The 26827-nt window shown below is 39.1% G+C and carries 20 protein-coding genes; 6 read left to right on the top strand and 14 right to left on the bottom strand.

Annotated elements, in window-relative coordinates; genetic code table 11:
• Positions 1 to 171 precede the first annotated feature (171 nt).
• A complete protein-coding gene (gene ltrA / locus OVA16_RS01380; RefSeq protein ID WP_267763130.1) occupies positions 172 to 1386 on the bottom strand; it encodes a group II intron reverse transcriptase/maturase in 1215 nt (404 codons plus the stop codon).
• Positions 1387 to 2176: 790 nt separating this feature from the next.
• Here ltrA and OVA16_RS01375 point away from each other — a divergent pair.
• From OVA16_RS01375 to OVA16_RS01365, 3 genes are all read left to right on the top strand, one after another.
• Positions 2177 to 2473 carry a hypothetical protein gene (locus OVA16_RS01375; protein ID WP_267763129.1) on the top strand — a complete coding sequence of 99 codons (297 nt, stop codon included), beginning with the start codon at positions 2177 to 2179 and terminating at the stop codon, positions 2471 to 2473.
• A 3-nt stretch (positions 2474 to 2476) separates the two neighbouring features.
• Positions 2477 to 2998 (top strand): hypothetical protein, encoded by a 522-nt coding sequence (locus OVA16_RS01370; RefSeq protein ID WP_267763128.1) that lies wholly within the window; start codon positions 2477 to 2479, stop codon positions 2996 to 2998.
• A gap of 153 nt (positions 2999 to 3151) precedes the next feature.
• Positions 3152 to 3691, top strand: coding sequence for a hypothetical protein (locus tag OVA16_RS01365; protein WP_267763127.1), 540 nt, complete (start codon positions 3152 to 3154; stop codon positions 3689 to 3691).
• Between the two features lie 82 nt (positions 3692 to 3773).
• Here the strand turns inward: OVA16_RS01365 and OVA16_RS01360 are convergent, their stop codons facing one another.
• Positions 3774 to 4172, bottom strand: a complete 399-nt coding sequence (locus OVA16_RS01360; protein ID WP_267763126.1) for a helix-turn-helix domain-containing protein — start codon at positions 4170 to 4172, stop codon at positions 3774 to 3776.
• Positions 4173 to 4297: 125 nt separating this feature from the next.
• Between OVA16_RS01360 and OVA16_RS01355 the strand changes: the two genes are divergently transcribed.
• The 3 genes from OVA16_RS01355 to OVA16_RS01345 all read left to right on the top strand — a co-directional run bounded on the left by OVA16_RS01355 (position 4298) and on the right by OVA16_RS01345 (position 6697).
• Positions 4298 to 4996 carry a hypothetical protein gene (locus OVA16_RS01355; protein WP_267763125.1) on the top strand — a complete coding sequence of 233 codons (699 nt, stop codon included), beginning with the start codon at positions 4298 to 4300 and terminating at the stop codon, positions 4994 to 4996.
• Positions 4997 to 5002: 6 nt separating this feature from the next.
• Complete coding sequence (locus OVA16_RS01350) at positions 5003 to 5242, top strand: hypothetical protein (protein ID WP_267763124.1); 240 nt, start codon at positions 5003 to 5005, stop codon at positions 5240 to 5242.
• Positions 5243 to 5317: 75 nt separating this feature from the next.
• Positions 5318 to 6697 (top strand): HEPN domain-containing protein, encoded by a 1380-nt coding sequence (locus tag OVA16_RS01345; RefSeq protein WP_267763123.1) that lies wholly within the window; start codon positions 5318 to 5320, stop codon positions 6695 to 6697.
• A 786-nt stretch (positions 6698 to 7483) separates the two neighbouring features.
• On the opposite strand, the gene OVA16_RS01340 is transcribed toward OVA16_RS01345, so the two are convergent.
• From OVA16_RS01340 to OVA16_RS01285, 12 genes are all read right to left on the bottom strand, one after another.
• Positions 7484 to 9745: a S9 family peptidase gene (locus tag OVA16_RS01340; RefSeq protein ID WP_267763122.1), complete on the bottom strand. Its 2262-nt coding sequence runs from the start codon at positions 9743 to 9745 to the stop codon at positions 7484 to 7486.
• Positions 9726 to 10838, bottom strand: coding sequence for a thioredoxin family protein (locus OVA16_RS01335; RefSeq protein WP_267763121.1), 1113 nt, complete (start codon positions 10836 to 10838; stop codon positions 9726 to 9728). Before OVA16_RS01335 ends, OVA16_RS01340 begins: the two co-directional genes overlap by 20 nt.
• A 1-nt stretch (position 10839) precedes the next feature.
• Complete coding sequence (locus OVA16_RS01330; RefSeq protein WP_267763120.1) at positions 10840 to 13176, bottom strand: zinc-dependent metalloprotease; 2337 nt, start codon at positions 13174 to 13176, stop codon at positions 10840 to 10842.
• 26 nt (positions 13177 to 13202) lie between these two features.
• Positions 13203 to 15653 carry a zinc-dependent metalloprotease gene (locus OVA16_RS01325; RefSeq protein WP_267763119.1) on the bottom strand — a complete coding sequence of 817 codons (2451 nt, stop codon included), beginning with the start codon at positions 15651 to 15653 and terminating at the stop codon, positions 13203 to 13205.
• 72 nt (positions 15654 to 15725) lie between these two features.
• Positions 15726 to 15998, bottom strand: a complete 273-nt coding sequence (locus OVA16_RS01320) for a hypothetical protein (protein ID WP_420712332.1) — start codon at positions 15996 to 15998, stop codon at positions 15726 to 15728.
• A complete protein-coding gene (locus OVA16_RS01315; protein ID WP_267763118.1) occupies positions 15923 to 16669 on the bottom strand; it encodes a hypothetical protein in 747 nt (248 codons plus the stop codon). The genes OVA16_RS01320 and OVA16_RS01315 overlap by 76 nt, the downstream gene beginning before the upstream one ends.
• Before the next feature lie 25 nt (positions 16670 to 16694).
• Positions 16695 to 18203, bottom strand: a complete 1509-nt coding sequence (locus OVA16_RS01310; RefSeq protein WP_267763117.1) for a RagB/SusD family nutrient uptake outer membrane protein — start codon at positions 18201 to 18203, stop codon at positions 16695 to 16697.
• A gap of 87 nt (positions 18204 to 18290) precedes the next feature.
• Positions 18291 to 21890: a SusC/RagA family TonB-linked outer membrane protein gene (locus tag OVA16_RS01305; RefSeq protein WP_267763116.1), complete on the bottom strand. Its 3600-nt coding sequence runs from the start codon at positions 21888 to 21890 to the stop codon at positions 18291 to 18293.
• Positions 21891 to 22054: 164 nt separating this feature from the next.
• A complete protein-coding gene (locus tag OVA16_RS01300; protein WP_267763115.1) occupies positions 22055 to 23215 on the bottom strand; it encodes a FecR family protein in 1161 nt (386 codons plus the stop codon).
• A 73-nt stretch (positions 23216 to 23288) separates the two neighbouring features.
• On the bottom strand, positions 23289 to 23873 hold the full coding sequence (locus OVA16_RS01295) for an RNA polymerase sigma factor (protein ID WP_267763114.1): 585 nt from the start codon (positions 23871 to 23873) through the stop codon (positions 23289 to 23291).
• An 800-nt stretch (positions 23874 to 24673) separates the two neighbouring features.
• A complete protein-coding gene (locus OVA16_RS01290; RefSeq protein ID WP_267763113.1) occupies positions 24674 to 25033 on the bottom strand; it encodes a response regulator in 360 nt (119 codons plus the stop codon).
• Positions 25026 to 26561: a PAS domain-containing sensor histidine kinase gene (locus OVA16_RS01285; RefSeq protein ID WP_267763112.1), complete on the bottom strand. Its 1536-nt coding sequence runs from the start codon at positions 26559 to 26561 to the stop codon at positions 25026 to 25028. The genes OVA16_RS01290 and OVA16_RS01285 overlap by 8 nt, the downstream gene beginning before the upstream one ends.
• Positions 26562 to 26827: the final 266 nt, after the last annotated feature.

Genomic DNA, 26827 nt, shown 5'->3' with positions numbered 1-26827 from the left:
GCAAATAGCCTATTTCTCTTATCCCGAACTCACGTTAATTAAGCACAAGCACCGTTGCACTTATGCTTGCGCTATACGAAATGGTCGAGTAGGCAAGGGCATTTCAGCCCAAACCTCTCACAGAACCGTACGTGAACCTCTCAATTCATACGGCTCTTATTATACAAATCATTATACATGCTTAAAAACAGTCCAATAATAAAACATTGCTGGATAGCTTCGCTTTAGCTCCTTTATCCATCTGTATGCCCTGGTATAACTATTCCTAAAGCTTTTGTATTTGTTCAACACCCATTTTGCCAACCTGAATTCGAAGTGCCACATCAATTTCCGTAGAGCCATAAGATTGAACTTGCCATAATATCGGATAATGCCCGCCATTTGGACATTTAAATGACCTGCGATATCTTGAATATCCAGATCGCTCCTGTTATGCCATTTCAAACGCCTCCACCCCTCCACAATACGTGTCTGTGATGTTTGGCTAATAGCACACCCATAGCCCAAAAATAGACCTTCCCTCTTGGAAACTACAGTTCTTGGTTTGAATGTAAAGCCTAGAAAATCAAATTTCTTTGCATAATCTTTTCGCCGCTTTCTTCGATAATCTTGGCAGTAAACCATTTTCGTCTTTTCCTCATTTAACCCTAGTTTGCACTCCCTTAGCCTACTGCGTACACCATCCAATACTTGTTTCCCTTCTGTTTCTGAAGAACAGTGGATTATAATATCATCCGCGTAGCGTACAAAAGCAACTTGTGGATAATACTTGCCCAACCATTTATCTAAAACATAATGCAGAAACAGATTGGCAAGCAGAGGACTTATCACACCGCCTTGTGGTGTACCTTTTCCAGCCTTTGGGCTTAATGAACCATCTGCCTGCTGCACTGGACTTTCAAGCCAGCGTTTGATGTACATCTTGGCCCAACGCTCTTCTACATGAACATCTATCGATTTCATCAGTAAACTGTGGTCTACCTCATCAAAGAAATTACTGATATCCATATCGATTGCCCAAGGGTATTGCCGTACGTTTTTCTGCACGGCAGACACTGCCTGATGGGCACCCCTCAGCGGACGGTAACCATACGATTCTTTGGCAAAGACAGCCTCCAAACGGGGCTCAAGGTAAGTCTTTAAAACCTGTTGGGCAATACGGTCGGATACTGTTGGAATGCCCAAAAATCGCTTCTTACCATTAGCTTTCGGTATTGCGACAGAACGGACAGGCTTGGGAAAGTAGCTACCTGAGGATAATCGGTTCCAGATTACATATAGGTTGTTCGATAAATCAGTCTCAAATTCTTCCAAACTTTCTTTATCTACTCCCGCCGAACCCCTGTTCGATTTTACCTTGCGATAGGCTTCCCGTACCATTTCCATTGTTATGGGTACTGTTGTTGATTTTGTCTCAAACATTTAATCCTCCTCTTTGCAGAGTTGTTATAACATTATTAACCTGTATAATTGATGCCCTTCGCTCCATCTCCATTACAGAAAATTCATCACTACTACGGCATCATCCGCCATCCATAACGGCATCGCTTTTCAGCCTTACAGGTATTGCCTGCTTGTGCATTTCGCTTTATATCCAATATGGACTTCCCGTGTTCCGGATAAAAGCCTGGATAAGGGTCATGCCACCTCTATAACGATTGCCTTGTAGCCAGTAGGCAAGTAGCCGCTACAATCCTCATCAGCCCTTAAGAAAACCGACTTTTGGCAATGGGTATCTCTATCTCATTACTTCATCGATGGTTCATTTGCATTCATCTCCCTTATCCGCACCTGACCAGTCCTGCTGGCCTTTTCCCCTTTCCGTTCAATACCATCGAATTACTCCTTTAGCACCGAGGGGCGGTTTACAGCCTCCGCTTGCACAACGACTGTGATGGACCTACCATCATCTTCTATCCAACATTGAAGAATAAATACAACCTTATTATTCATTCACGGCACACCTTAAGCCAGAATGGGGATACTTAAGTTTAGGTTAGAATTTGAACACTTAATTTAGAAGTAGCTCTTATAACGATGTTTGATGAATATTTTCTATATTTAGATTAAAATAATACGCTACTCAACTTCGCAAACACCTCCTATTCTGGGTGGATTGGCGCCATAGAGAGTAGCGCATATATACAAGTTATCTGTAATTTTAAAACAACAATCAATGGCAACAAAAATTGAAATAGCAAACAGACTCGCAATGAGTTTTGTTAAGTCAACAAGCAAAGAAGAAGGTGCTAATCTGATAATCAGAGAATTAAACTCTCTTACCTACGACAACACAAACACTAATATTTCTAATTCAGACAAATTAGAAATAATTAAATTAATTGGAGAATTTATCTCTGGTCAACGACCATTTCAGTATAGAGATGGTGGTACAGTAATTATCACAGAACAAAAAGACAATTCTAACTACCTTAATGTGATAGATTATATTTTTGTAAATGTTAAAAAATAACTTATGGACAAAACTAGCATCATTATATCTTGTGTTTCCGCATTTATTGCATTAGGTTCTCTAATTGTCGCAATAATCGCTCTGATTAAATCTAACGTTTTCGCAAAAAACTCTTTGAATAAATCAGAAGTACAAAACTTAATTTCAATGGGAAATTTAGAATTGTCAACAAGTGAAAGGATTTCAAATACTAGAGATAAAGTAGGAGATATTACAATAATAATTTTGCCATTAATATCTAAGAAAAAATCAGGAACTTTAACTGAAGATGAAGAACATACGCTCGAAGCACAAACGAAAGTATTAGATTCTGCAATCGAAAATAACATTAATGCTTATGAAGAAGCTTGCAGTAAATACATTGATGGCAAAATAGATAAAGACAGATTTAAAAAGTCATACAACACAGAAATTAGACAACTAGTTGAAAACTCTAATTTGAACTCAACATATTTTAATCCATTGACCTCAAAATTTAAAGCAATTTTAAAAGTTTATGATGAATGGAACAATCTTGAAAAATAAAAAACTACAGATAACAGGCGTTTGGCACAATGGCGGGTATCGTGGTTAACTGAGCATTCTACCTCGCATCAAATTTTGTGGTGTATTGACAGTTTAGTGCTTCGAAATCCGACACTGCGCCAAGCGCCAAACCGTTATAGGCAACTTTGAAGAATGACGCAAACAAGCACAACTATATCTTTTCCAAGATATAAGAAAGTATTCCTTACATTTTTCCTGATTTTAGTTTGGGCTATTAAATTATTTGCTTGTAACTGTGAAGGAGAAGGGACTATAGGTATGAGTGTAAAAAACTCTGACGTCGTATTTAGCGGTCAAGTTATTTCCAGAACTTTGACAAAAAATTACGATAGCTTAGGGGTTACTGTAAAGGGCAATACAAGCAAAATTTCTTTCAAATGGCGTGAATTTCCTACCTCTGTTGTAAAAATAAAAGTTGACAAAATGTATAAAGGTTTTTTAGTTTCAGACACGCTAACGATTTTGACCCCGCCAAATGGAGCATCTTGTGGATATTATTTTCAAGTAGGGCAAAAATACATTGTTTATGCAACCACATTTGACCAAATGTTAATGACCCACAAACTTAAAAGACGAGCCTTCGACAATAAAACATTTTGGACACACCAATGCACAAGAACTAGCAAATGGACCATTACAGAAGAAAAAGAAATTCTTAAAGTAAAAATATAAAGCAGCGTGTAACAAGAGGCCCCATTGTGTTGATAATCAGGCTCAACTTGAGCCTGCAAACCGCTGAAAACAAAATGGATACTTACTTCCCTTTCAATATCTCAACTTTCTCTCTTTCACTAGCTAGCAATCTTTCATAAAGTTCTTTGTTAGCTTCCAAAGCTTCCATTAGTTTTTCCAACGGGTTAAATGTGCATTGAAAATTTAATGACGTTGATTGGTCATGATATGTGTTACCAATAATATTGAAAACAGTTTCTTCGCTAAAACTTCTAATCCCCTCCGCACTTACCCCCAAAACCTTCGCCACTTTCTCCAGCGTACTGTCCTCAATTTCTTCGCTCTGCTCTAATTTGCTTACTGCTTGTTGGCTAATTCCCAGTTCTGCGGCTAGGGCATCCTGTTTCATGCCACGCAGTTCGCGAATGCGGCTAATCTTTCTTCCTAAATGAGTGCGGGTAGTTTTAGTAGCGTTTTCCATATCCAAATATAAAAGAAATAAAGGTAGGTAAAAAACAATTGCGCTGTGGTTTTTTACAAGAGGCTGTGGTTGGGTACCGCGGTGGTGTGCCTGAACTTTAGAATTTAAACCTAAAACAAGGAAAAATGGAAAAAGAGTCTTTAACACCCGCAGTGCCTGAAGAAGCACAGCTAGCAGTAAAAACGTTCAATTACCGAGCGAAACTTTCGAGAGTACATGTAAACATTTTGTACAGCATGATGCTGTTGCGTATTACTCGAGGCTATAGCAGTGCAGAGGCTTCTTTTTTGATGGGGCATGCTTCGAATACTATAGGCGAGCTGGAAACATTAGCTCATAAAGATATGCCTGTAAGTTGGTTATGCGAAATGCTAGAGGCACTAGGGGAACCATCTTACCGTGGCATTATTTTTACAGATTTTGGCAAGGACGTAAGCTGCCAATCTTGCGAAATGCAGTGCACAAGGTATGAAAAGTACGTGGAACATACACTTTTTAGAACCGATAGTGAGGGTAAGGCAAATTTGGTCTATAAGGTTTTTGAAACCAACCCGAATTATGTGGAGGATGAAGAACGGGAAGGCGAATTATTGGTTGCCACCAGGGATATTTTAGCATTATTGTTCAACGGCAGATATTTCATTGAAGCCAAAAGCCCGGCCGCCATTTATCAAAAATGTAGTTCACTACTAGGTAGCGATATGAAACCACGACATGCGCAGCAGGTGTTGGCCGAAATGATAGCTAAACGGGGATACCCTAAACTACGACGCAACGTTGCCAAGCGCAAAGACAAAATCACTTACGAAAAAATCCTAAAATAAGAGATCATGGAAAGAAAAGAACTTTTAGCAATAGCTGGCCAACTGGCCGAAAAGGTGAATGTAGAACAGATTTTTGCACATCCTTATACGCTTGAGGAGCATCAGGCTTGGCACCTGATCATTTTGGTGGGTAGCCGGCCAGGTGTTAAATTGGCAGAACTTGAACCCTTTGTTTGGATGGCGATTAATGGCCATGAACGGTTAAGTTTTAGGCTGTACCAGGGTAGCGAAATAAGAAGGTTATAGGGCGATGGGAGTTTGTACCACTTGGTGTTTGGCCAGCCGGACAATCTAATTTACCAAGCTGAAAATGCACCCGCCATGCCTTTTATAGGTACCGTGCAATTGCGGCAATGGGCGGATATGGCCCAAAAAGACTTTAGTGCTGGCATGGCACGTATCACATCGTTTTATGAGGGTGCACAATTTTACGTACAAAAACAGGATGCTGCGGTGGCGCTTTTTATGTTGCATCAAGTTTGCGAACTGAGCTGCCGTGCTTTGACCGTTGGTTTGTTGGGCAGCGAAAAACGATCGCATAAGCTACAAGAGCATGAAAAACATTTGGCCCTGCTGTTGCCAAATTTTAAATTACTACCTAGCATTGCCGATGGTGTTACAGATGCTTCTATGTTGACATTGCTGAATAAAGCTTACACTGCGGTACGGTATGAAAGCAAGTTTAAGGTAGAAGGGGTAGATATGGAAAAGATCTGCGAATTTGCGTTATCGTTAAGTGAAAGGGTAAGCGATATGATGAAAGAATATTTGGTACAGTTTAATGAACTTGTGCAGCAAGAAGAGCGAAAAGAGACCAATGCTACCTACGCAGAGTTGACGAGTGCTACCAAGGCCGAACCATCGGTAATAGTTGATTCAAGAGAACAAATGCAGCTAGCCGATGACAAGTTGAAGGAAATTGTCAATTGTTTGAAAGAAAATATCGATATAAAGGGTATCTATTTATTTGGACGACGAACGAGGTCTTTTTTTATTGAAGGTATCAATGCGCAAGAAAATAAGGGTAGTTGTGATTATTTCTTCGACTTGCTTATTGTAAGTGAAAGAGATATTAGGGAGCAAATCCGAAATATTCAAGCCACCATTAACCAAGAGCGAGAAGTTTTTGTTTTATTGCTTTCATTCACTCAGGTGCAAATTCAAAAACAACTTGATAAAAACAGTCCATTTTTTCATCAAGCTTTACAATATTTTGAGCCGCTGCACTATGCAGAAAATCATTTGCTGAATTGGGAATTTCATGAACGCAATGGTTGTCGCAATGCTGATGAGATGGATGAAGCCAGAAGTAAATGGTATCAACGCGAAAACAATGCAAGGGGCTTTTACAATGGAGGTAAAGCGATACAAGATTGTGAGGAAGTTGAAATTAAAGTATTTCTTTATAATCAAGCGATTGAACAAGCGTGTTTGGGTTTACTAGAATACTTTTACGGCTATGCTCCATACCAGTATAATTTAAAACATTTGTTCAGCCTTTGCGCTAGCTTATGGCAATTTCCAAACGATATTTTTCCACGCTCTACGGAAGAGGAAAAATCACTCTTCGATGAGTTTGCCCAAACTGTAAAAGATACCCGATATCAGGGCTGGTCTATGGTTGGCTGGGACGAGGCTTATCGATATGATACGCGGTGCGAATGTTTCTTGGAGCAATGTAGTCGCTTGGTGCGTGGGTAAAGATCTAGATGTCGTTTATAAAGTCGTTGTTACAAAGAACAACGACTTTGCTATTTATACTAACCCTTAACCAAGGAAGAGTGCAGAATACCATTTTCCTTACTGAAATACCATTTTGAACGAGAGTTGGGTAAAATTGGTTTAAGAAATACAGTTTTTGCTTTTCTGTACTGAAATGCCATTTTGAAGGAGAGTTTTTTAGCTTTCTGAAGCAACTGGAAGCTATTTATGAGGTGCGTTATAGGAAGAATAGCAAACAGCATTATGAAGCTTTTTCTAGGGATATACCGTATGCCGCTGGTTTGATTTGAGCAAGCTACTTTAACAGATGTCATTTTTAGTTTGATGATACCGAAAGGCAGCACCTAACTGTAAACAAAAGCCACTTAGTGATTTATAAAAACGGAGCGGCCATCCAGCACAGCTCCGTTTAATTATTAACTACCTAAACATTAATTTCTCTTTATTTAACGTGAATTATGGATCTAATTTTCATTATATATAGCTAAAATCGCTTTTATAACCCATCCCTCAGTCTTTCCTGCCCTCATGCCGGGCATCGGCACTCCATTTTTTCGTTTTTATAAGCTTTTTTAGCGGTACTCAAGAGAGCTTCGCTGTTTGAGCGACCAAAATGGAGGAAAAGTCGTCGGCTGCGCCCTTTGCTTTAGAGGAAGAGCTAGAGCAAATACATCGTTACCGCAAAGGCCAAGGCCGATTTTGAGCCGATTTAAAGGTTAATACTAGGGCTTGACATAAAACCGAAGACTCATAATTCACGTTTATTTATTTCAACTCTTGTGGTTCATCTATCAAATACTTGGCAAAATATCCACGTAAGCGTTTTTCAAAATAAGTTTTATATACACCTTCGTAGCCATGGCTTTGCCCCGGCAGCACCATCAAGTCAAAATCTTTATCAGCTTTAATTAGCGCATCGGCCAGCCTGTAAGTATTTGCTGGGTTTACATTCTCATCTACCTCGCCAGTAACCAACATTAAATGCCCTTGCAGATTTTTTGCTACCTCTTGGTTAATTTGCATCTTCTTTTGAAAACCTTGATAGCTCTCGCCCCACGTACGGTTGTAAATCCTATTGTCGTGATTACCAGAAGAAGCTACGCCAACTTTGTAAAAATCAGGGTATTTACACATGGCCGCTACCGTCATCATGCCGCCTCCCGAATGGCCAAAAATGCCAACTTTGGTTAAATCAATAAATGAATACCGCAGCGCCAATTGTTCCAAAGCATATTTATCGTCATCAATGGCATTATCTCTAAGGTTACCATACCCATATTTATAGTAGGCCGCATTGCGAATGGGCGAATTACCACGGTGCCCCACGGCAACCACAATAAAGCCTAATTGAGCCAAAGCCGCATTATTGTATTTATCTAGCACCGTAAAATCGTTCCATACGGTTTCTATCTGTGGCCCTGGATAAACCTGCGATATGACCGGGTATTTTTTATTCGGATCAAAATCAAATGGTTTCCAGATTAAGCCATATAAATCGGTAGAGTCATCTTTCGCTTTGACTACAAATGGTTCTGCGTTTTTCCAGCCATAAGCATAAAGACTGCCTGCATCTGCTTTGTATACCATGCTTATTTGCTTGCCATCTGTTTTACGGAGTATGGTTACGGGCGGGCTATCTATCCTAGAATAGGTATCTATCAAGTATTTCCTATCTGGAGAAATAAAAACCTGATGCGTTGCATTTTCTGGCGTAAGCAGTTTTTCGCTTTTGCCGTTTATACCAATTTTATACAAAAAGGCATAATATGGATTTACGTTAGGCTGTTTACCATATCCGTAGCAATACAAAGTACCAGTTGCTGTATCTATAGCGGCAATTTTTGCAGCTGTAAAGTTGCCTTTTGTAATGCGATTAAGAAGTTTACCTTGATTGTTGTAGCGGTAATATTGTCCCCAGCCACTTCTATCGCTCCACCAAATAATGTCGTTTCCTCCGTTTAAAATGGAGACATTGAAAAAATCTTCGTTGATAAAAGGTTTGCTTACTTCATGAATAACCGACCTTACTTCTCCACTGGCCAAATTTACGGCGCAAAGTTCCATTTCGTCTCTGGTTCGTTTACGGCGTATCACAAAGAGTTCTTCCGAATTACCTGGTGCTGCAACCACTTCTAACTGCTGGTCTGGCCAACGCTCCAAATTTACTTTCTTTATCGTACTGCTGTTTGCATCTCCAATCATCAGTTCGTATTGGGCAACATCTTTATCTTCTGGCAACTCATACTTGTAGGTAGAAACTCGCGGCCTAGGTGTAACATCAGAATTGATTACCGACATGGTTTGCACCTTTCGCTTATCTATTCTTAAGGCATAAAAATACCTCGCTGTAACCCATTTTGCTGTAGAAGGATAGGTTTTATCTACCGTATAGTCTCCTTTTTCATCTACACAGAACGAATAATAGGGTTCGGCATTTTTACTGAGTTGCTGCTCTTTTTCTTTATTGGCAGCACTGGCAATGTATAGGTTGTGCGCACGGGTGTACAATTCCCATTTACCATCTGCCGAAACACCAAATTTAGGATATGTTTTTTTTGGTTGCTGGCCTTCATGATCTTCGGTAAGTTGCTTACTTAGGTAATTGTAGCTGTAAGATTTAGAACCGTATTTTAGCTTTACTGTTTTTTCGTCTTCCGAAAAATTAGGGAAATAACTGAGCTGTTTGCTATTAAATTTTTCTCCTATAAATTGTTGTAGCTGATTGGCAATTGCTTTCTTATCAAAGAGCTCTTGCTTTTTGCCAGTTTTTAGATCAACAATATGGTAGACCCTATCTTTATTGGTAAGCGTATCGCTTTCTTTACCAGAAAACGAAGGCTGCTCGGCTAAAAACCAAAAGCTGTTGGTTTTTTTAAGGAAAAATGGAATTACCTTTAATGTGCCTATGCGCTTAGAAAGATGAGGCGCATCGTATTTTTTTGCAGCCTCATAATTGGCCTGCTGTGCGTATACATACACACAACAAACCAACAGTAGGCCTACTAAACTAATTTGCTTTTTTTGCATAACGTTCTTTCATGCTTTTAAACTGTCTAACCAAAAAAGGATTAGTAGAAGTCCTTTCAATCTCATCTGAAAGGGCAGCAATTTTTGGATAATTGTATCCTTTTATAGATGTAGCGAAAGTAACATAGTCAAAGAGAATGCGGCGGTTATCTTCCGAAAAAGAACCCAAGTGTTTCAAGAATAAATCAGTTACTTTATCTATGTTCTTATCTCCTGCCGCCATAGCAATGTCCATCATTACCAATAATTGCTTTTTATCTGGCGTTTCTGTTTTTTTAATTTGTGCCTTGTACATTTCGTAAGTAGCCTTATCATAAGGTTTCACTTTTACATAAAAACCATTAAGTGTCCAAGAGGCTATTTGTCTGTATACCGACGATAATTTCTTATCTACTGTATCCTTTGTATTTTTGGTTACGAAATCTTTCCAGTGATCTGCTAGGTATTTAAAATTAGGGCTAAATAAATCAGACAGGTACATGGTATATCTGTTTTGGCCAAAAAGGAACCAATTTTCTGGAGTAGCCTTTTGTTCTGGCGTAAGCAACCCCATTAACTCTACATTAAGTGCTTTAGCCTTTGATATTTCCATTACTTTAACTTTATGTTTGATGTAATTTCTCATGAACTCTGGCGAACGATCTCCTTTTTCGTAAAGTGCGTTTAACCTGGCTTCTTCGCTGGTGCCTAACCCTTTTCTAGCATTCGCTAAAAAATCTTTGGCGGCCATGCCTCCTACGTATTTATTTTTCACTTTACCATCGGCATCCACAATTAAATAAGATGGATAGGCCTCTACCGTATATGTTTTACGCAAATCGGGCCCCTCGCCTTTTTCCATATCTACTTTAATATTGATAAAGTTTTGGTTGTGAAAATCGGCCACGCTATCTAAAGTAAACACATCTGCCTCCATGCGTTTGCAAGGAATACACCAAGTAGTGTAGCAATCCACAAAAATGGGCTTGTTCTCTTTTTTAGATTTTAACAAGGCTTCTTGAAAAGTCAATTTTTCGAAATTGATAGCTCTGTTTTGCGCCTTTGCCGAGATGCCCAGTACGAGCATCAAAGCTACTATCATTAATTTTTTCATTCTATTTCGCATTTTGTTCGTTGTCCATTAACATCTTCATTAACTGAAAATGTTCTCTGGTTAATACATCTGTATGTGATTTTGCCATCTGACCGATGCGCTCATTAAGCGCAGTTGTATAAGTATTTAAAACCACACTGATATCGCTTAGGCCTGCACCAATTTTGTTTTTAGCTACCAATGCCTGTAAACTTCTAATTAATGTAGATTGCACATTACGTTGGTAGCCCGTAAGTGCTATTTTAGGATCAAAGTTTTGGAACACGTAACGATCAATGTTTTGGAACAAGTCTTTAGTACCAAAAACATCTTTTTGGCCAGAATTTTCTGCCTCTAGTAGATTTTTAATCAAATCGGCGTTAATTAAGGCATTTACTACTTTTACTGCTGTTTTGGTTACCAACGTTTCTGTATTAGAACCATCGGTAAATTGTGCCCTATCGTTTCTAGTCCATGCTGGTACTCCTTTAAGTACATTTTGGTACAAGAAATCAAATGTGGCTTGCTGTCTAGCTTTGGGTGTATACATCAACGGTACCGTGTTATATCCTTTCATTACGGTAAAACGTTGCCTACCGCCAATATTTGGGAGTACGCTGGTAACGTACTGATCATAAGACATGATAAAATTTGCAGCCAATAACATGTAGGTGTCCCAGGTATCATCATCCATTTTGGCGGCAATACCATCTAATTTAGGGTAAAATGCAATGAGCCCATTGATGCCCTTTTGCGCTGCTTCTATGTTTTGTGAAGACAAATCTTTTGCTTGGCTTAGCGGATTGCTTTTATCTTCGGCTGCATAAAAATAAACTGGATCTATTTTGCCATCTTTTAAAAAATTTGGTTTGGCTTGGTCGTTTTGAAACTGACGATAAGCCCAGTTGATCGCAAAATGATCATAAGCACCAATGCTTGGAATTAGCAATTTGCTATTGAAATTCTTGGTGGGCACCATCAGGTAATTGAACTCTAAATCATCAGTAATAGATGAGGTAAAACCATGCTGCATTACCCATTGCGGATTACTTACCTGTGGTACACTATAAGCGGCACTACCTGCATAATTAGGCAACATACCCAATACCTGTGCCATGCCTTGGCTTACTTTAAACTTCAAAATATCGCTTCTAACTGCGGGAGAATAAGCATCTTTTTGGATACGTATGTCATTAGCACCAACCTGCACAAAGTATTTTTGAAGCAAATCATCGATCACGAAGTCGGACAAAGTGATTTTTGCCGTTTTTATTTCTCCAGTACGTGGATCTTCAACGGTTTCTACAGCTGGCTTATTGGCTACACCACCCCAGGCAATGAGTACCGTACCCTCTTCCATTAACTGCTGTGTAGAGTTTTCGGGAAGAATTACTTTGATTGCATTTTTAAATCCCGCTGTTTCGAAGCACTTGTTCCAAGCCAACACGCCATCTTTTACTGCATTCATCAAAAATTTTGGGATTGATGGATGAAGGTAAACTACAATTGGCCTTTGAGGTTCTACTAAACTGCCGTTTTTATATTTGACAGCATCTTCAGGTTTTACCTGTAAGTACCATTTTTTAATGATGTTGACCTTTTTTGCGGCGTATCCGGCTAATCCAAAATCTGTAAATGAGCGAGTTTCGAAACCAATTCTTCGGTCGCTTAATTGAATTGGCATTGGCGTAGCCGAAAGCTCTTGCAACACTAAGCCCATTTGGAAAGTAGATGCTTGCTCAATAGCTTTTCCGTTATAGTCTCTTCCCGAATTGTTCTGAGATCTGTATACATTAAAAGCTACCCCATTGCTAATTGCCACAACACTTTCTACAGCAGACCTAGAGGGGTCTGGATTAGCGATTTGGCTGTAATTTTTGAACGAAAACAGTTCGCCACCATCAATGAGTTGTTTGGTAATATCAATAATGTAACTACCTGTATCTTTACCCAAAGCTTCTATTTTAAAAGTAAAACTGATGGGCTCTAATGTTGATCCGCTTAGCAAATTAGCCATTGGGGCATTGTCTATTGCCTGTTCGCTATAGTTACTTCTAGTTACGTATAAACTTTCGCCCGGACCTTTGGTAAATTTAAGTACGCCTGAAGATTTAGAAATGTTAGCACTACCGTAACGAATATCTCCCGCTACGAGGATATCCTTATTTAATTGCTGTGCACCAATTTGGAGGTAATATTTATCATCTAGTTGATATACTGGAAAATGTCCTTTAACCTCGTTCATTTTATCCTTGAAAAATTTATCGAAGGTTAAAGGGACGCTAGGTTTTGCTTGCTGTGCAACCGAGTGGACCACACAGGCCCACACCAAAATTGCTATAGAGAATATTTTTTTCATTTATTTGTTGTCAGCATTGATGATAATTAACTTGTTGGCTTTTTGCCTTGCCACTGTTGGATCATTGCTGAAATTGCATTTAAGTGCGCTTTAGTAGTGGCATCTGTTTGCTTTTGTAATGCTTTATCGCAAGATTGCTTTACCGATTCTATTTGTTGCTTTAAGATAATTGCAACATCATTGTCGTTTGCAGAATTATAAACCGAGCTTAAGAGCTTGTTCACATAGCCACGTTGTAGCGTTCTTCTATATTCAGAAATTGGTGTTTCGTTCTCCAAATCTGAAAAAACGCCATTATAGATATCAGCTAGAAACTCACTGGCCTGATACTGTTGCTGCCCAACAATACGTTCGTTTTTAGAAATAGAAGAAAACTTGAAAAACACTCTACCCAAGAAAGTTTCGTAATCTGCAGCTACCGGGCCCGCAAAAGTAAATCTTGTCTTATCTACAATATGATCAGGAAAAAGCCATTTGGGTTCTTTAAAATAATACTCATTAATAAAAGCCATGGCTTCTTTTTGCACTGCTCTGCTAACCGGTTGGTAATTTGGTTTATCTTCTATTACCAAAGCCTGATCGGCATACCTGCCGCCAATATTTTTTAGCACATGGGCTAAATATTCGTTATACCTGCTTGCCACGGCACTGTGCATTCTTTTCATCATGGTGTAGTTCTCATCATCATCTTTTTCGAGCCATGCTTCTAAGTTTTGCATAATCACTTTTAAGTTCTTGATGCCAAGTGTACCAGCTTTCATGGCGTTACTCCCCATATCTTCAGATTGCACCCTCGGATCTGAGAAATCGCCTTCTGGAAAATAAAAAAACCTTGGATCTTTACGTTTTTGGGTAACCCAATTTTTCAAAACTTCGGCTTCTTGCTCTGCAGTTTTATACTGTGGAAAGTATTTGTAGCCCCACTCAATCGCATAATCATCATAAATACCGATTTTAGGTAAAAGCTCTTCGGCGGTAAAGCCGTCTTCTGGTTGTGCCACATAATTGAACCTTAGGTAATCCATAATAGAAGCGCCAAAACCATTTTTAGCTACAAATGCTTTATTACGTACACTGTCTACATCGTAGGTATGACTGCCGGCAAAATCATGTCTAAGCCCAAGGGTATGACCAACTTCGTGTGTAATTACCATCTTCATTAAACGACCCATGATATCTTGTGATAAAGGTAATTTTCGGGCTTCGGGATCATTTACCGAACACATGATAAAATACCAACGCTGCAGTAAATCTGTAATGTTATGGAAAACCGCAACGTGCGAACTGATGATTTGTCCGGAACGTGGGTCAACTACCATTGGCCCGTAAGCGTTGGCTGTAGTAGAAGGCTTATAAGAAATTACCGAGTAACTTGCATTATCTATCGAAAAATCTGGATTTTCTTCTGGTGTAGGTTCCATTTTGGCTATTATGGCATTCTTGAAACCAATTTTTTCAAAAGCACTTTGCCAAGCATTTACACCGGCAATAAAATACGGTTGTAAATATGCTGGCGTATTTTTATCTACATAAAACACAATGGGCTCTGCTGGTTCTACCAATTCGCCACGTTTGTATTTCTCTATGTCTTGTGGTTTAGGTTCAATTTTCCATCGGGCAGCTAAGCCTCTATCTACTGTCTTATTGGCATTTTTCGAATAATCTACAATTGACCTAGTGAAATAGCCTACCCTTTTATCTGCAATTCTTTGGCGCATGGGTTGGGCAGGCAATAAATACCAGCTTGCGCCAATTTCCCATATTGTTGGCCCGTTCATTTGCTTATCTTGTTCTGCTGGCTGCTGAGGCTCGGCCGGTGTTAAGCCTTGTGGTTTGGGTGTAGCAGCGCCTGCACCGTAAGCCCTAACTGAACGAAAAACAATATTGTTTTTATAAGCAGCAACACCTAACGGACGCGACATATTGGACTGATAAGGGCCAAGACCTAACTCGTCTTTTCCGCCGCTAAGCGAAAGAAACGGCATATCGCTGTTAAATGTAGCGGTAATATCTATGAGTGTTGCTGTAGCATCTTGTGCTACTGGTGCAAAGGTTGACACGATAGGTGCAACCTTGTTTTTCAATGTTGCTTCGTAAGTGCTTAGTTTCTCATTTTTAGGAGCTACGTAAAACTGCGATTGTTCTATATTTATTGCTCCCTTTTTCCCTTTATTGAATTTAAAAACGGCTTCATGTACCACATCGCCAGAAAAACCAAAACGTTTTCTAGAATCTCTCGATACCTGTGCTGATCCTTTATTGATGACAATCATAGAGAGAATATCTCTATTCAATAACGTATCGGGTATTTCTAGGTAATATTTATCTTCTTGTAAGTATACGTTAAATACGCCTGCGTATTTTGCGGCGCTAGGTTTTATAAACTTTTGTATTGCCGGAAGTGGTGTAGTTTGTGCCATTACCGTAGTGGCGAGGCACAACTGTCCAATTAGCAACAACTTTTTAAGTAGTTTCATTGCTGTGTGTTTGAAAAATATCGCCACGGCTAACCCGTGGACGATACATTTATTTGTGTGTATAATAAAAAATTACAACCCTCTAGCTTTATTTCCAATGGCTTGAAGATCTACTTGAAAAGTGTTGATGAAATAATTTCTAACAATGTTGTAACGCTTTTGGATTAACCTGTTAGTATCTTTTGTTGGATTTAAGATACCCACCGGACTGGTATTGGTATTGGCTACCGAACGGTTCAGGTCTGCTTCAGACAAGGTAACCATGGCCATTACGTAGGCATTCCAATCGCTAACTGGGGTAATAGACGAGGTATAACTTGGTATAATTCCTTTACCATAGGCCACTGCTTGGGTTGCGTTAGTAGTACTATAATCTGCACTATTAATGAACTCCTGACTAGGCTTAATAAGCGCACGTTCGTTGATACTTTGGAAAAAACCTGATTTACCCTTGCCAAAAAAGCTAATTTTTCGGCATTGGTCATTTGGTTTATTGTAGCATCGCCGTAGTTCACTGAAATATTATCATAGTTATAATAAGCTGGTATTTTTTTAACACCTTTAGTTGCAGTATACGTTGGGTTAAAAACATAGGCTGTATAAATTGAATCTACTTTGCTGCATAGCAAAATTTTAACTGGCAGAAACTGTTTAAGAAAACTTTGAGGATAAAGAATGAACAGGCTTTTATCTAACAAATCTAACTGTGCCGGGATAGCACTTTCTTCTGCTGCTATCAAATCGGCACCAACGCTCCAATTACCGGCAGCACTTACCACAGGTTTCTTCCATCCGGTTGGAGTCCAATAGGCATCGCGTTCGTTAAACTTGTATAGTAAATAGCTGCCGTACTTTTCGTAATAATTTACTATAGTTTGGTCAAATGCATTACTTCCCTGTGGCACGTTATAGGTTACATCAATATCAGAAGGTTGTAAAACCTCTTTTTCTTTTTTACATGAACTTGTGCCAACAAGGGCTAGCAGTGCAAGTAATATGTTCAAATAAATTTTCATGAGATCAATTTTTGTGATGATGAATTTATCTTGGATTTTGAATTAGGTTAGGATTTGCCACCATAATATTAAATGGAATTGGCAAAGCAAACAGCGGGCTATTAGCTGGCAAAGTGTAAGCACTGGTTACATTATCGCTTCCGGTAAACACGTGGGTTACACCCATTCTCCATCTCTTCAAATCAATGAAACGATGTCCCTCCTCTAAGGCCAACTCTCTCCTGCGCTCTTCTTGGCAAAACTTATACAAAGCCTGTGCATCGCTAATGTTTATTGGCGTGTAGGCCGTATTTCTTGTATCGTACCTACTCATGCGCAGCGCATTAAGATCGGCAAGTGCCGCTGTTCTGTCTGCAGCATCGCCACTTGCTAAATATTTTTGAACATAGGCTTCGGCACGGTTAAGGTAAAGTTCTGCTACTCTAAAACCTCTAGATCCGTACTGTACATTTAAGGTGTTTTTAGCCGTTCGGTAAGGAAATCTGCTACCGCCTGCGGTAAAAAACTGAAAATAGTATTGGTAACGAAGATCGCCATAGTTGGAAGTTCCAGTGCCTTTATCGTATTGCGCAATAAGGTCTGCTGATACTGAAAAAGGTGGCAACGATCTTGAATCTACATTTACGTTAAGCAGTTCGGGATGAATACCACCATACACCCAAAGTACTTCTGGGCTAGCTGCGTTGTAGATACCATTGGCAGAAATGCTTCCATTGGCTGCCACTTGGCTGGCCAAAACCGTTAAAGTAGATCTATTTTGAAGGGCACGTGTAGCAGCTTGTATTGCTTTATCGGCATCTCCTGCCATTGCTCTGTAAAGATAAAAACGAGAAAGTAAACCGTTGGCCACATCACTACCTACTCTAAATGCAGTGGTGGGGTTATAGTTGTTTCTTAACAGTTCTTCAGCTGTAATTAAATCTTTTTCAATCTGATCATACACTTCTTTTAATGTATTTCTAGTTAAGCCACCATCTTTAACCTGACTACTTAATACCAAAGGCACGCCCATTGCCGTAGATGGGTCTACACCAGGCGCATTGTACATCTGCGCATACGTAGTTACTACTTTTAACAGGTAAAACCCACGTAAAAACAAGCATTGTCCTAAAATCGCGTTTTTGTCTACAGTGGTACCAGACACTTTATCTAAGTGATCGATAATTACATTGCAGCCTTTAATTTTAAGGTAGGCAGTACCGTAAAGATTACCTACATCGGTACTTGTGGTAATGGCATCGAACATTACAGGGTTAAATGTAAACATTTGGGTAGCAGCCTCTAAAGTAGTGAGATAGGCTGGAATGGGCGCCCCATTTACACCTACCAAAGGGTTATTCTGCAAATCGTCGGTAAGTGCTTCAAATGTTTCTATCCTTGCAATGTAAGGATAGGCATCGCCGTACATTAATGCCGCTAAATCATCCGTAGATCCCGGACGCATTTCGTCTTGACTATATTCCTCTAAAAATTTCTTACACGAACAAAAGGTCATGGCTAAGAAAATGAGGTTGTATAAAAATATTTTTTTCATCTACTTAAATTTTGTTTTATTTGTTAAAAAGCTGCTACGATTAATTTCTCTTCAATTTGATTTTGAAAATCATAGCCGTTTCATCTTTTACAAACTTAGGTTTAGGTTTACCGTATAATTTCTGGTTCTTGGTTGGCCTCCCAAAGCTACCTCAGGGTCTATGCCTCTAAAGTCTCGGCTATTTATTGTAAATGGATTGGATACACCTCCTCCTATAGACATATTTTTACATTTTAACTTTTTAACCAATCCCTCTGGAAGTGCATAGCTTACCCTCACATCATTACAACGCAAGCTGGTAGCGCTTACAACCCTATCTGTACTGTAGTTGTAAAAGTTGTAAAGATTGTTGTTAGATCTTTGGTCTGCGTTTGGTAGTGCAACAAATGGCAATGTACCATTAGGCAATGCAGGCACGCTAGCACTTGTGTTAGAAGGTGTCCACCTGTCTAAAATTTGGCGTGAAAGATTTTCATATTCTGTAGGCAAACCAGAATTAGATTCGGCATAATTGTACAAAGGTGGCAAAAAGCGGCTGCCGCCTACCTGCAGGTAAAATGAACTACTAAAACTTAGCATCTTGTACCTAAAATTCATCCCTAAGCCAGAAGTAAAATCTGGGTCTAATTTGCCCACATACTGCATAAAAGATGTTGGATCTTTAGGATTGCCCCCCGGAGCAACTGAAAGATCGAAAGTTGGTTCGCCATTTGCAGGATTAATTCCCGTATACCTAAAAGCATAGAAAGCAGAAACTGGCATGCCAGCCGAATTTAACTGACCCAGAGCTGCGCTTTGCCAACTTACCACCTGTGGGCCAGTTTTGGTAATCTTATTAATGTTTTTTGAGGTGTTTAAACTAACCGACCATGTAAAGTTTCTGGTTCTTACAGGTACAAAATTTGCACTTAGTTCGTAGCCTGTGTTATTCATAGACCCACCATTTATTAGCATCGAAGTTACACCGTATTCGGCCGGTACGTCTAAACTGGTAATCAATTCTCTTCCACGCTTGGTATAATATTCAAATGATCCGCCTATTTTATTGTTAAAAAGGCTCCAGTCTAAACCTAAGTTTAAGCTCATGGTTTGCTCCCATCGCAAATCGCCGTAAGGAAGACTGCGTACAGTTAACAAGGTCTCGCCTGTAAAAGCATCGGTATTATTTACTGTTGCGCCAGTAGGTATTCTAATGATTAAATCTGGACTAACGTTTGAAGCAATGTTACGTTGATAACCAAATGAACTGCGCAGGCTTAACCCACTTAGCCAATTGTTAGCCACAAACCATTTTTCGTTGGCAATATTCCAACGGAAACCTCCTGCCCATACCGGATTGAACTTCTCATTGGTAAACTGCCCAAAACGGTTTGACCTATCATTTCTAATGCTAAAGTTAACTACGTACCTACTTGCATAAGTGTAGCTAGTAGTGAGGTATAGACCCATGGTGTTTACCCTTCTGTCAATCACTGTAGGGTTAGAGACCAACAAAGGGTTAACCGTTCTTGCCGTAGTATAGGTTAATGGAAGTGTAGCAAACGACTTTCCTCTGTCTCTGAGAAAACCATATTCGGTAGATTGGAAACCCTCATAACGCGTACTGTTCGTTTCCCATCCTAGCATTGCTGCCACGGTATGTTTTTTACCAAAAGTTTCGTTAAACGACAAATTATTACGCCAGCCCCAAGTTCGTCCAGTGTTCATCACCTGGTTATACTCGCCTCCAATAGGCAACCTAGAGTTGATGTACGCAGCATCAGAAGGTTTAATACCATACTCTGCAAACCTTAGCGCTCTAGATACATATTCTGTTTTTTCGGTAGCGTAGGTAGATCCATTGGTAGCCGAACCGTTGTAGCTGAATAAAGTTTGAAACCTTAAATTTTTCAAGATTTGATAATTCACGTCCATTACAGCATTGGTAGACAATACATTATTCACGTTACCTGTTTGATCTCTCTCATTGATAAAATTGAAGAAATAACCAGATCTGTTTCTGTAAAAGTTAAGTTCTCCATTGTCTTGATAGGCAGCAATTACCCTATTTACCTTACTGGCATAATCGTAGGGTGCAATTTGGTAAAACCCGTTAGTAGTTGCTTTAGAAGCCGATAAGCGCAAACTTAAAGTAAGGTTTTTTCTTAAATCGGATACAATGGATAAATTGCCACTTAGGCTACGGCTATCGTTACCAATTGCGGTACCGTTGGTGGCGTTGTAACCGAAAGAAGTAAAATATCTGGTAGAGGTGCTACCGCCAGAAATCCCCAAATTATGCGACATACTGAACGGTTTTCTGAATAAAATATCGAACCAATCGGTATTTGTTGTTTCGAGTTCGGCTACTCTAGCATTAAATTCTGTCTCATTAATGGTTTTCAAATAGAGATACTCATTTAATGCTCCGGCATAACCTATATTGTTATTTACCACAGGCGAGGTTAAACCTCTTTCAAAAATTTCTCTAGACACAGCTACGCGTTCCTTCGAATTCATCAAATTCAATCTATCGTAATTTACCTTCTCTGTTAAGCTTAAATTGGTAGAATAATTGATTGACGGCGGGCCTACCTGTCCCTTTTTGGTGGTAATTACGATAACTCCATTAGCAGCACGCACCCCATAAATGGCCGTTGCCGAAGCATCTTTAAGTATGGTAATATCTTGTATATCATTAGGATTTAACCAGCGGATAGAATTGCCTACAAAGTTCCTAAGGTAATCGAAATTGTCTGTAGTTACGCCACCGGCAGTATTTAGTTCTTGCGCCTTAAATGGCAATGGATCTTCTTGGATAATACCATCTACTACCCAAATAGGTTCTTGCGTACCAACCAGTGTAGATGTTCCTCTTACACGCACATTCTGCTTAGTACCTACCAAACCACTAGGGTTGGTAACCACCAAACCAGCCAACTTACCTTGCAAAGCCTGCTCTAAAGTATTGATACCATTAAAATTTAGTTCCTTTGCTTGTATGGTAGCCACAGAGCCTACCACATCAGATCTTTTTAAGATTTGATAGCCAGTTACTACCATCGTTTCCATTTCGTTCACGATATCGGATAAGGTTACATCTACAGTAGTTTTTGCTCCAACTACCACCTCTCGGGTCTGCATCCCGATGAAGGAAAAAATTAAGGTTGCTTGCCCATCTTCTACTACATCTATTCTGTAGTCACCGTCTTTATTGGTTACCGTACGCACATTTAACTCTTTAGACAACACCGTTACACCAGGCAACGGACGCTTTTCTCCATCAATTACCTTACCCGTAACCATGCGATATCTTACTTGCGTATTAGTAGTTTTAGTTGTTGGGCTTGATTTTTCTTTAACAACGATGGTTTTATTTTTTACTGTGTAGCTCAATGGCTGGTTTTTAAAACAGGCTACCAGTGCCTCATCAAGGCTAACTTTTTGTACGTTGATGTTTACCGGCTTAGCATCGCTAATTTGCGAGGATGTGTACACAAAATCGAAACCGGTTTGTTTTCTTATCTCTTTAAAGATGTCGACAATTTTTGCATTAGTTTTAACGATGGTAACTGTTTGGGCATAACTGGCCCTAACTTGAAAGGCGAAAATGGCAAGTAAAACTATAACTAGCTTACTTACTCGCCCCATAGTTTGATTGGAATAGTAAGCGCAGGGCTTACTCTCCAATAAAATGGATTTTTTCATATCTTTGAAATGAATACCAAATTGCTTGAAGCATTGGTATCCTAGTTTGTTTGGTTATTATGGTTTAGTTGATTAACGCACTTTTTGATCTGAACCGTTCCGAACTTTTAGCCGGGAGTGCTTCGAACCACTTCCGGTTTTATTAGGATACGGCCTTATTTTTACTAAGGCATAACGATTACCCTCCTTCCTTCAATTTTGAAATGTACAGCTCCAGTTTCTTCTAAAGAAGCTAACACTTCTATAATCGGTTTACTTCTAGAAATGGTGCCGCCAAAGGTTTCATTAGTAATGGCACCTTGATACACTACTTCTACATTATACCAGCGACCGATATCAAGCATGATACGCTGAATTTTCTCATCCGAGAATTGGAAATTACCATTCTTCCAGGCCATTACCTGTTCTAAATCTGCACTAACAGTAGTAATATTTTGGTTGGTAGCTAAAGCCTGTTCGCCAGGGGTAATTAGTTTCTGATTGTTTCCAGTAACTACTTTTACACTACCTTCTAATAAGGTGGCTTTTACTCCAAGTTCTTCGGCATAACTGTTCACATTAAAATGCGTACCTAACACTTCTATCTTTTTATTGCCAACATTTACCGTAAAAGGCCTACGTTTCTGCTGCCCATTTAAATTCATTTCCGATTTTGCGATTTCAAAATAAGCTTCGCCACTTAATTCTACTTGTCTCTCAAAAGCACTTTCAAAATTTGCTGGCAATTTGATACTACTTAAGGCATTGAGCCATACTTTAGAACCATCAGGCAATAGCACCTGATAAGTGCCGCCTTTTGGCGTGCTCAGCAACAGTTCTTGCGTGTGCAAAGCTTGTTCCTTTGGTACAGCTACCCCAGAGCCATCGGTATAAGTCAAGCTTTTAGAGTCAATTACCAGTCCATCTTCATTCTCTTTAAGCTGTATCAGCTGGCCGTTAGCCAACTTTAATGTTGCAGTGGCCTTACCCGGAACTATTTTCTCATGTTTGGCAAAGGCACCACCAAATAAATTATCGAAGGTATTGATTTCATAAAGCGAATAGCCAATAGCTAATACAAGCACTGCAGCGGCAGCTGAAATCCATTTCTTGTAGGGGGTAAACCAGATTTTTTTAGATTGCTCTGGTACTATTTCCACCATTAATCTAGCATAAAGGCTTGCTCCTAGCTCAGCAGTTAAGTCTTCTTCTCCATCTCCCAACTGTAAATCAGTATCGTCAAAAGAAGCATACCAAGTATCGTAAAATTCGATTTCTTCGGCTGTAGCAATTCCTTTTTGCCTTTTATGAGCAATTTCTTGTATCGATATGTTGTTTTTTTTCAAGTCCAATTTTGATGCGTTTTAGTATATAGTCACATTAAACGGACACAACCCTACATCAACTCGAAAAAAAATTTTATTTAGCTAGTAAAAAGGAGATTAAAGGGATACCAATGTGCAATTTATCTTTTAGTATCTTTAGTGCTCGGGTAATATGGGCTTCTACGGCTTTCTCAGACACGCCCATTTGTTTCGCAATTTCTGCATTACTGAGGTATTGCGTTCTGCTCATTTTAAAAACCAAGCGGCATTTTTCGGGCAGTTGCGCTATATGATAATCTAATTGTTGTTTCAGTTCCCGTTCAGAAAACCATAGTTGGGTACTATCTACTCCTTGTTCGGGTATTTGGTCCATTGGTGTAACATCCGAACTTTTTGCATAGTTTCTGCTTTGCTTATTAATGACTTGATATTTTACCGCAGCATTTAAATAAGTATTAAGACTATATTGTAATTGTAGCGTTTCTCTACGTTTCCATAAGCTATAAAAAACTTCCTGAACCACTTCTTCTGCTTCGGTTTGATCTTTTAATCTATGGTAGGCTACTACAAAAATCTTATCCCAAAACCTTTTATAAACCTCTGTAAAAGCATGATGGTCTCCTTTACGCAATAGAGCAATAAGCTCTGCATCTGAAGAAAAATCATAGCTAGGTGTCATTAGAAATGTTTGATTGTAAGCACAATATTAAAAAATTATTAGCGAACTACGCACATATTCATAGATATTCGTCTAAGGAATACCACAAACGCATAAATTTTGCTTTTCCTTTTATTTCCCTACTGTGCATCATTGGTTCTTTGAGCTAGCGAAAGGTATTTGCTACTAGAATATCAATTGTTTGATGTAATCGCAATTGGAGTTGCAATCTTGATCTTTCAGACAATAAGAGAATAAAAACTAAAGCTGAAAAAAGACAGCAGTTTTAGAAACCTAATTAACGTGAGTTTTGGGTCTTGATTACTCAATTTCGACCGCAGCGAAGCGAGTGGAGAACTGAAAGAAAGCAAAGCTAAATCTATAGAGGGATAATTTCTGATAAATGACCCGAAGATTTAGCCTCGCTGATTTTCAATTCTCGACTATGTTCGAAATAGTTATATTTTTTAAATTACCTATCCGATGAATAGCAAATCATAAGGCAAAAAAAGGGCAAGCGACAGTTTTACCTTGCTTGCCCGCCAAAGCTGTGTTTAGCATTACTTTTCAAGAAATTTACCTATGATTTCACAAGGTTTCAAGAATAAAAAATAATTTAGAAGATTTCAAACTTTAACAGGATTAATCTCTAAAAATGAAACAGTCTAGTTAAATAGTAAAGTCTATATTTCCCGCTCTATTTTTTTGTTGATCTAATACAACTTAGATGGGACTATGATTTTGGTGGCATCTCCGTTTCTTTTATCTAGCACGCAACTATCATCCACACTATATAACTTAATACCAACCATCCCTTACGTCTAGTGCAACAACTTCTTAATCTTTTTTTCCATTTCTTCAAGGTCAAAAGGCTTAGCAATAAAGTCATTTGCCCCAACAACAGCTGCAATCTTTGCGCCTTCGGCACTTGCAGAATACATGATAACAGGTATATCAGCAACTTTAGGATTTAACTTGATGTTTTTTAGCACCTGGTCTCCAGCAATCACAGGCATCCATATATCCAATAACAAAAGGTCTGGCATTTGCTCTTCAAGCGTCTTTAGTGCCATCGTACTTTTGGATTCGGTAATCACGGCATATCCAAACTCATCCAACATCATCTCCATCATCTCCAACAAACCTTCATCATCGTCACAAATCATGATCTTTCTAGGCATTCGCTAGCTCCTTTCCATTTCCATCAATAGGCAAGGTAAAACTAAATGTAGCTCCTTCTCCTAGCTTACTTTCTGCCCATAAAGTGCCACCATGGTTCTTAACGATCTGCTCACAGATGTATAAACCGATACCCATTCCAGGAAAAGATTTTTGTGTAGCACTAACCCGATAAAAACGCTCAAATATCTTTTTTAGCTCATCAGCTTCGATGCCCATTCCATGATCGGTTACTGAAACTTTTACGAAATTGCTTACCCTTGAAAGCTGTAATTCCACTTTATCACTGCCGGGCGAGTATTTGATGGCATTACTGATCAGGTTAGTTAAAACCTGGATAATATGTGATTCGTCTCCCAAAAGATGGGCTCCGGTTTTCCCCGTAAGCAATATCTTCGAAGATGGTGTTGCCGCGGTCATGGCCTCCACTGTTTCCCTAACCATTTTATCAAAATCAAAAATCTCTTTATGTAATTCTATGTTGCCGGTCTGTATCTTAGACATGTCTAAAAGTTCGGACAACAGTTGGTTTAGCCTATTGATCTGGATTTCGGTTTTTGAGAATGCCGAAATGAACCTGCTGCTGGCATTTTCTGGTAACATACGCGACATCATCTGCATATAGCCAAGTACGGTTGTAAGAGGTGTTTTAAGTTCGTGACTGGCAATGCTCAGGAAATCATCTTTGCGCTGTTCAATTGCCTTTCTGTCTGTAATATCTTCAATAGCGAGCAGTATCCTATCCTTAAACTGCCCCTCAAATTCTACCCGATGGGCATTCAGGAGCATGATCTTTTTCCCGATATGCGGAAATTCATGTTCTACCTCATAATCTAGCACAGGATTATTGGTTGGCAAGATCTCTGTCATCATTTTCTTTAGTTCCTGGATATCCCATTGGCCATTACCAAGTTCGTAAATAGCTTTGCCCTTAGTATCGTTAATGGTTACTTTAAACGTATTCAAAAAATGGTTATTAACATCCAAGATCGTATAATCTTTATCTAATACCACCAAACTCTCCCTAATGGTTTCAATAATACTGGAAAGATATTCTTCGCTTTCTTTCAACATATTGGTACGTTGCAGTACTTTCTGCTCTGTCTCTGCCCTATTGAGCTCCAAGGCAAGCTCTGCTTTCTTTCTAGCGGTAACATTGTTCTGGATACCCACAAAGTGCGTAATTTGCCCATTATCATCCTTAACGGGAGAAAGATAGAGTTCATTGTAGAAAAGATTACCACTCTTGGAATAGTTACGAAGCTCTACAACGCAACTTTTTCCCTGCTCAATAGCCTCTCGTACTTGCTGTCTTTGCTCTTGGCTCCTGTCTTTACCCTGAAGAAAGCGACAGTTGTGACCAATGATCTCATCTCTGGAATATCCTGAAAGTTCTTCGAAAGCGGGATTACAATAGATTATTGGGTTGTCGGGAAGCAAATTATCAGTGATTACCACACCTGTATTTGTAGACTCGAGTACGCTTGCCAAAATTAATTGACTCGGAATATCTTTAAAATTTTTAGTCATCAGTGTTTCAATACGTATTGATCGAAATTGTCTTCGTTAAAAAACAATACTTAGCAATTTTAGTTTGAAAAAAAACATTGCAATATAGTTAATTTAAAATTATCCAATAGCCCATTATTTGTTGAAACATACGAATATCTCATCGTTGTAGGGTTATAATCCTTATCAACTTCTATGTATCTGGTTCAGTATTAATTTTTTCTGTTTAGCACAAGCCTACCCAATAAATTAAAGAGGTTATTCAATGAACCTCTGCTGGTTTTTGT

The organism is Pedobacter sp. SL55, assembly GCF_026625705.1.
GTDB lineage: Bacteria > Bacteroidota > Bacteroidia > Sphingobacteriales > Sphingobacteriaceae > Pedobacter.
Note: the sequence above shows the minus strand (reverse complement) of the source record. Positions and strands in the feature narration are given on the sequence as shown.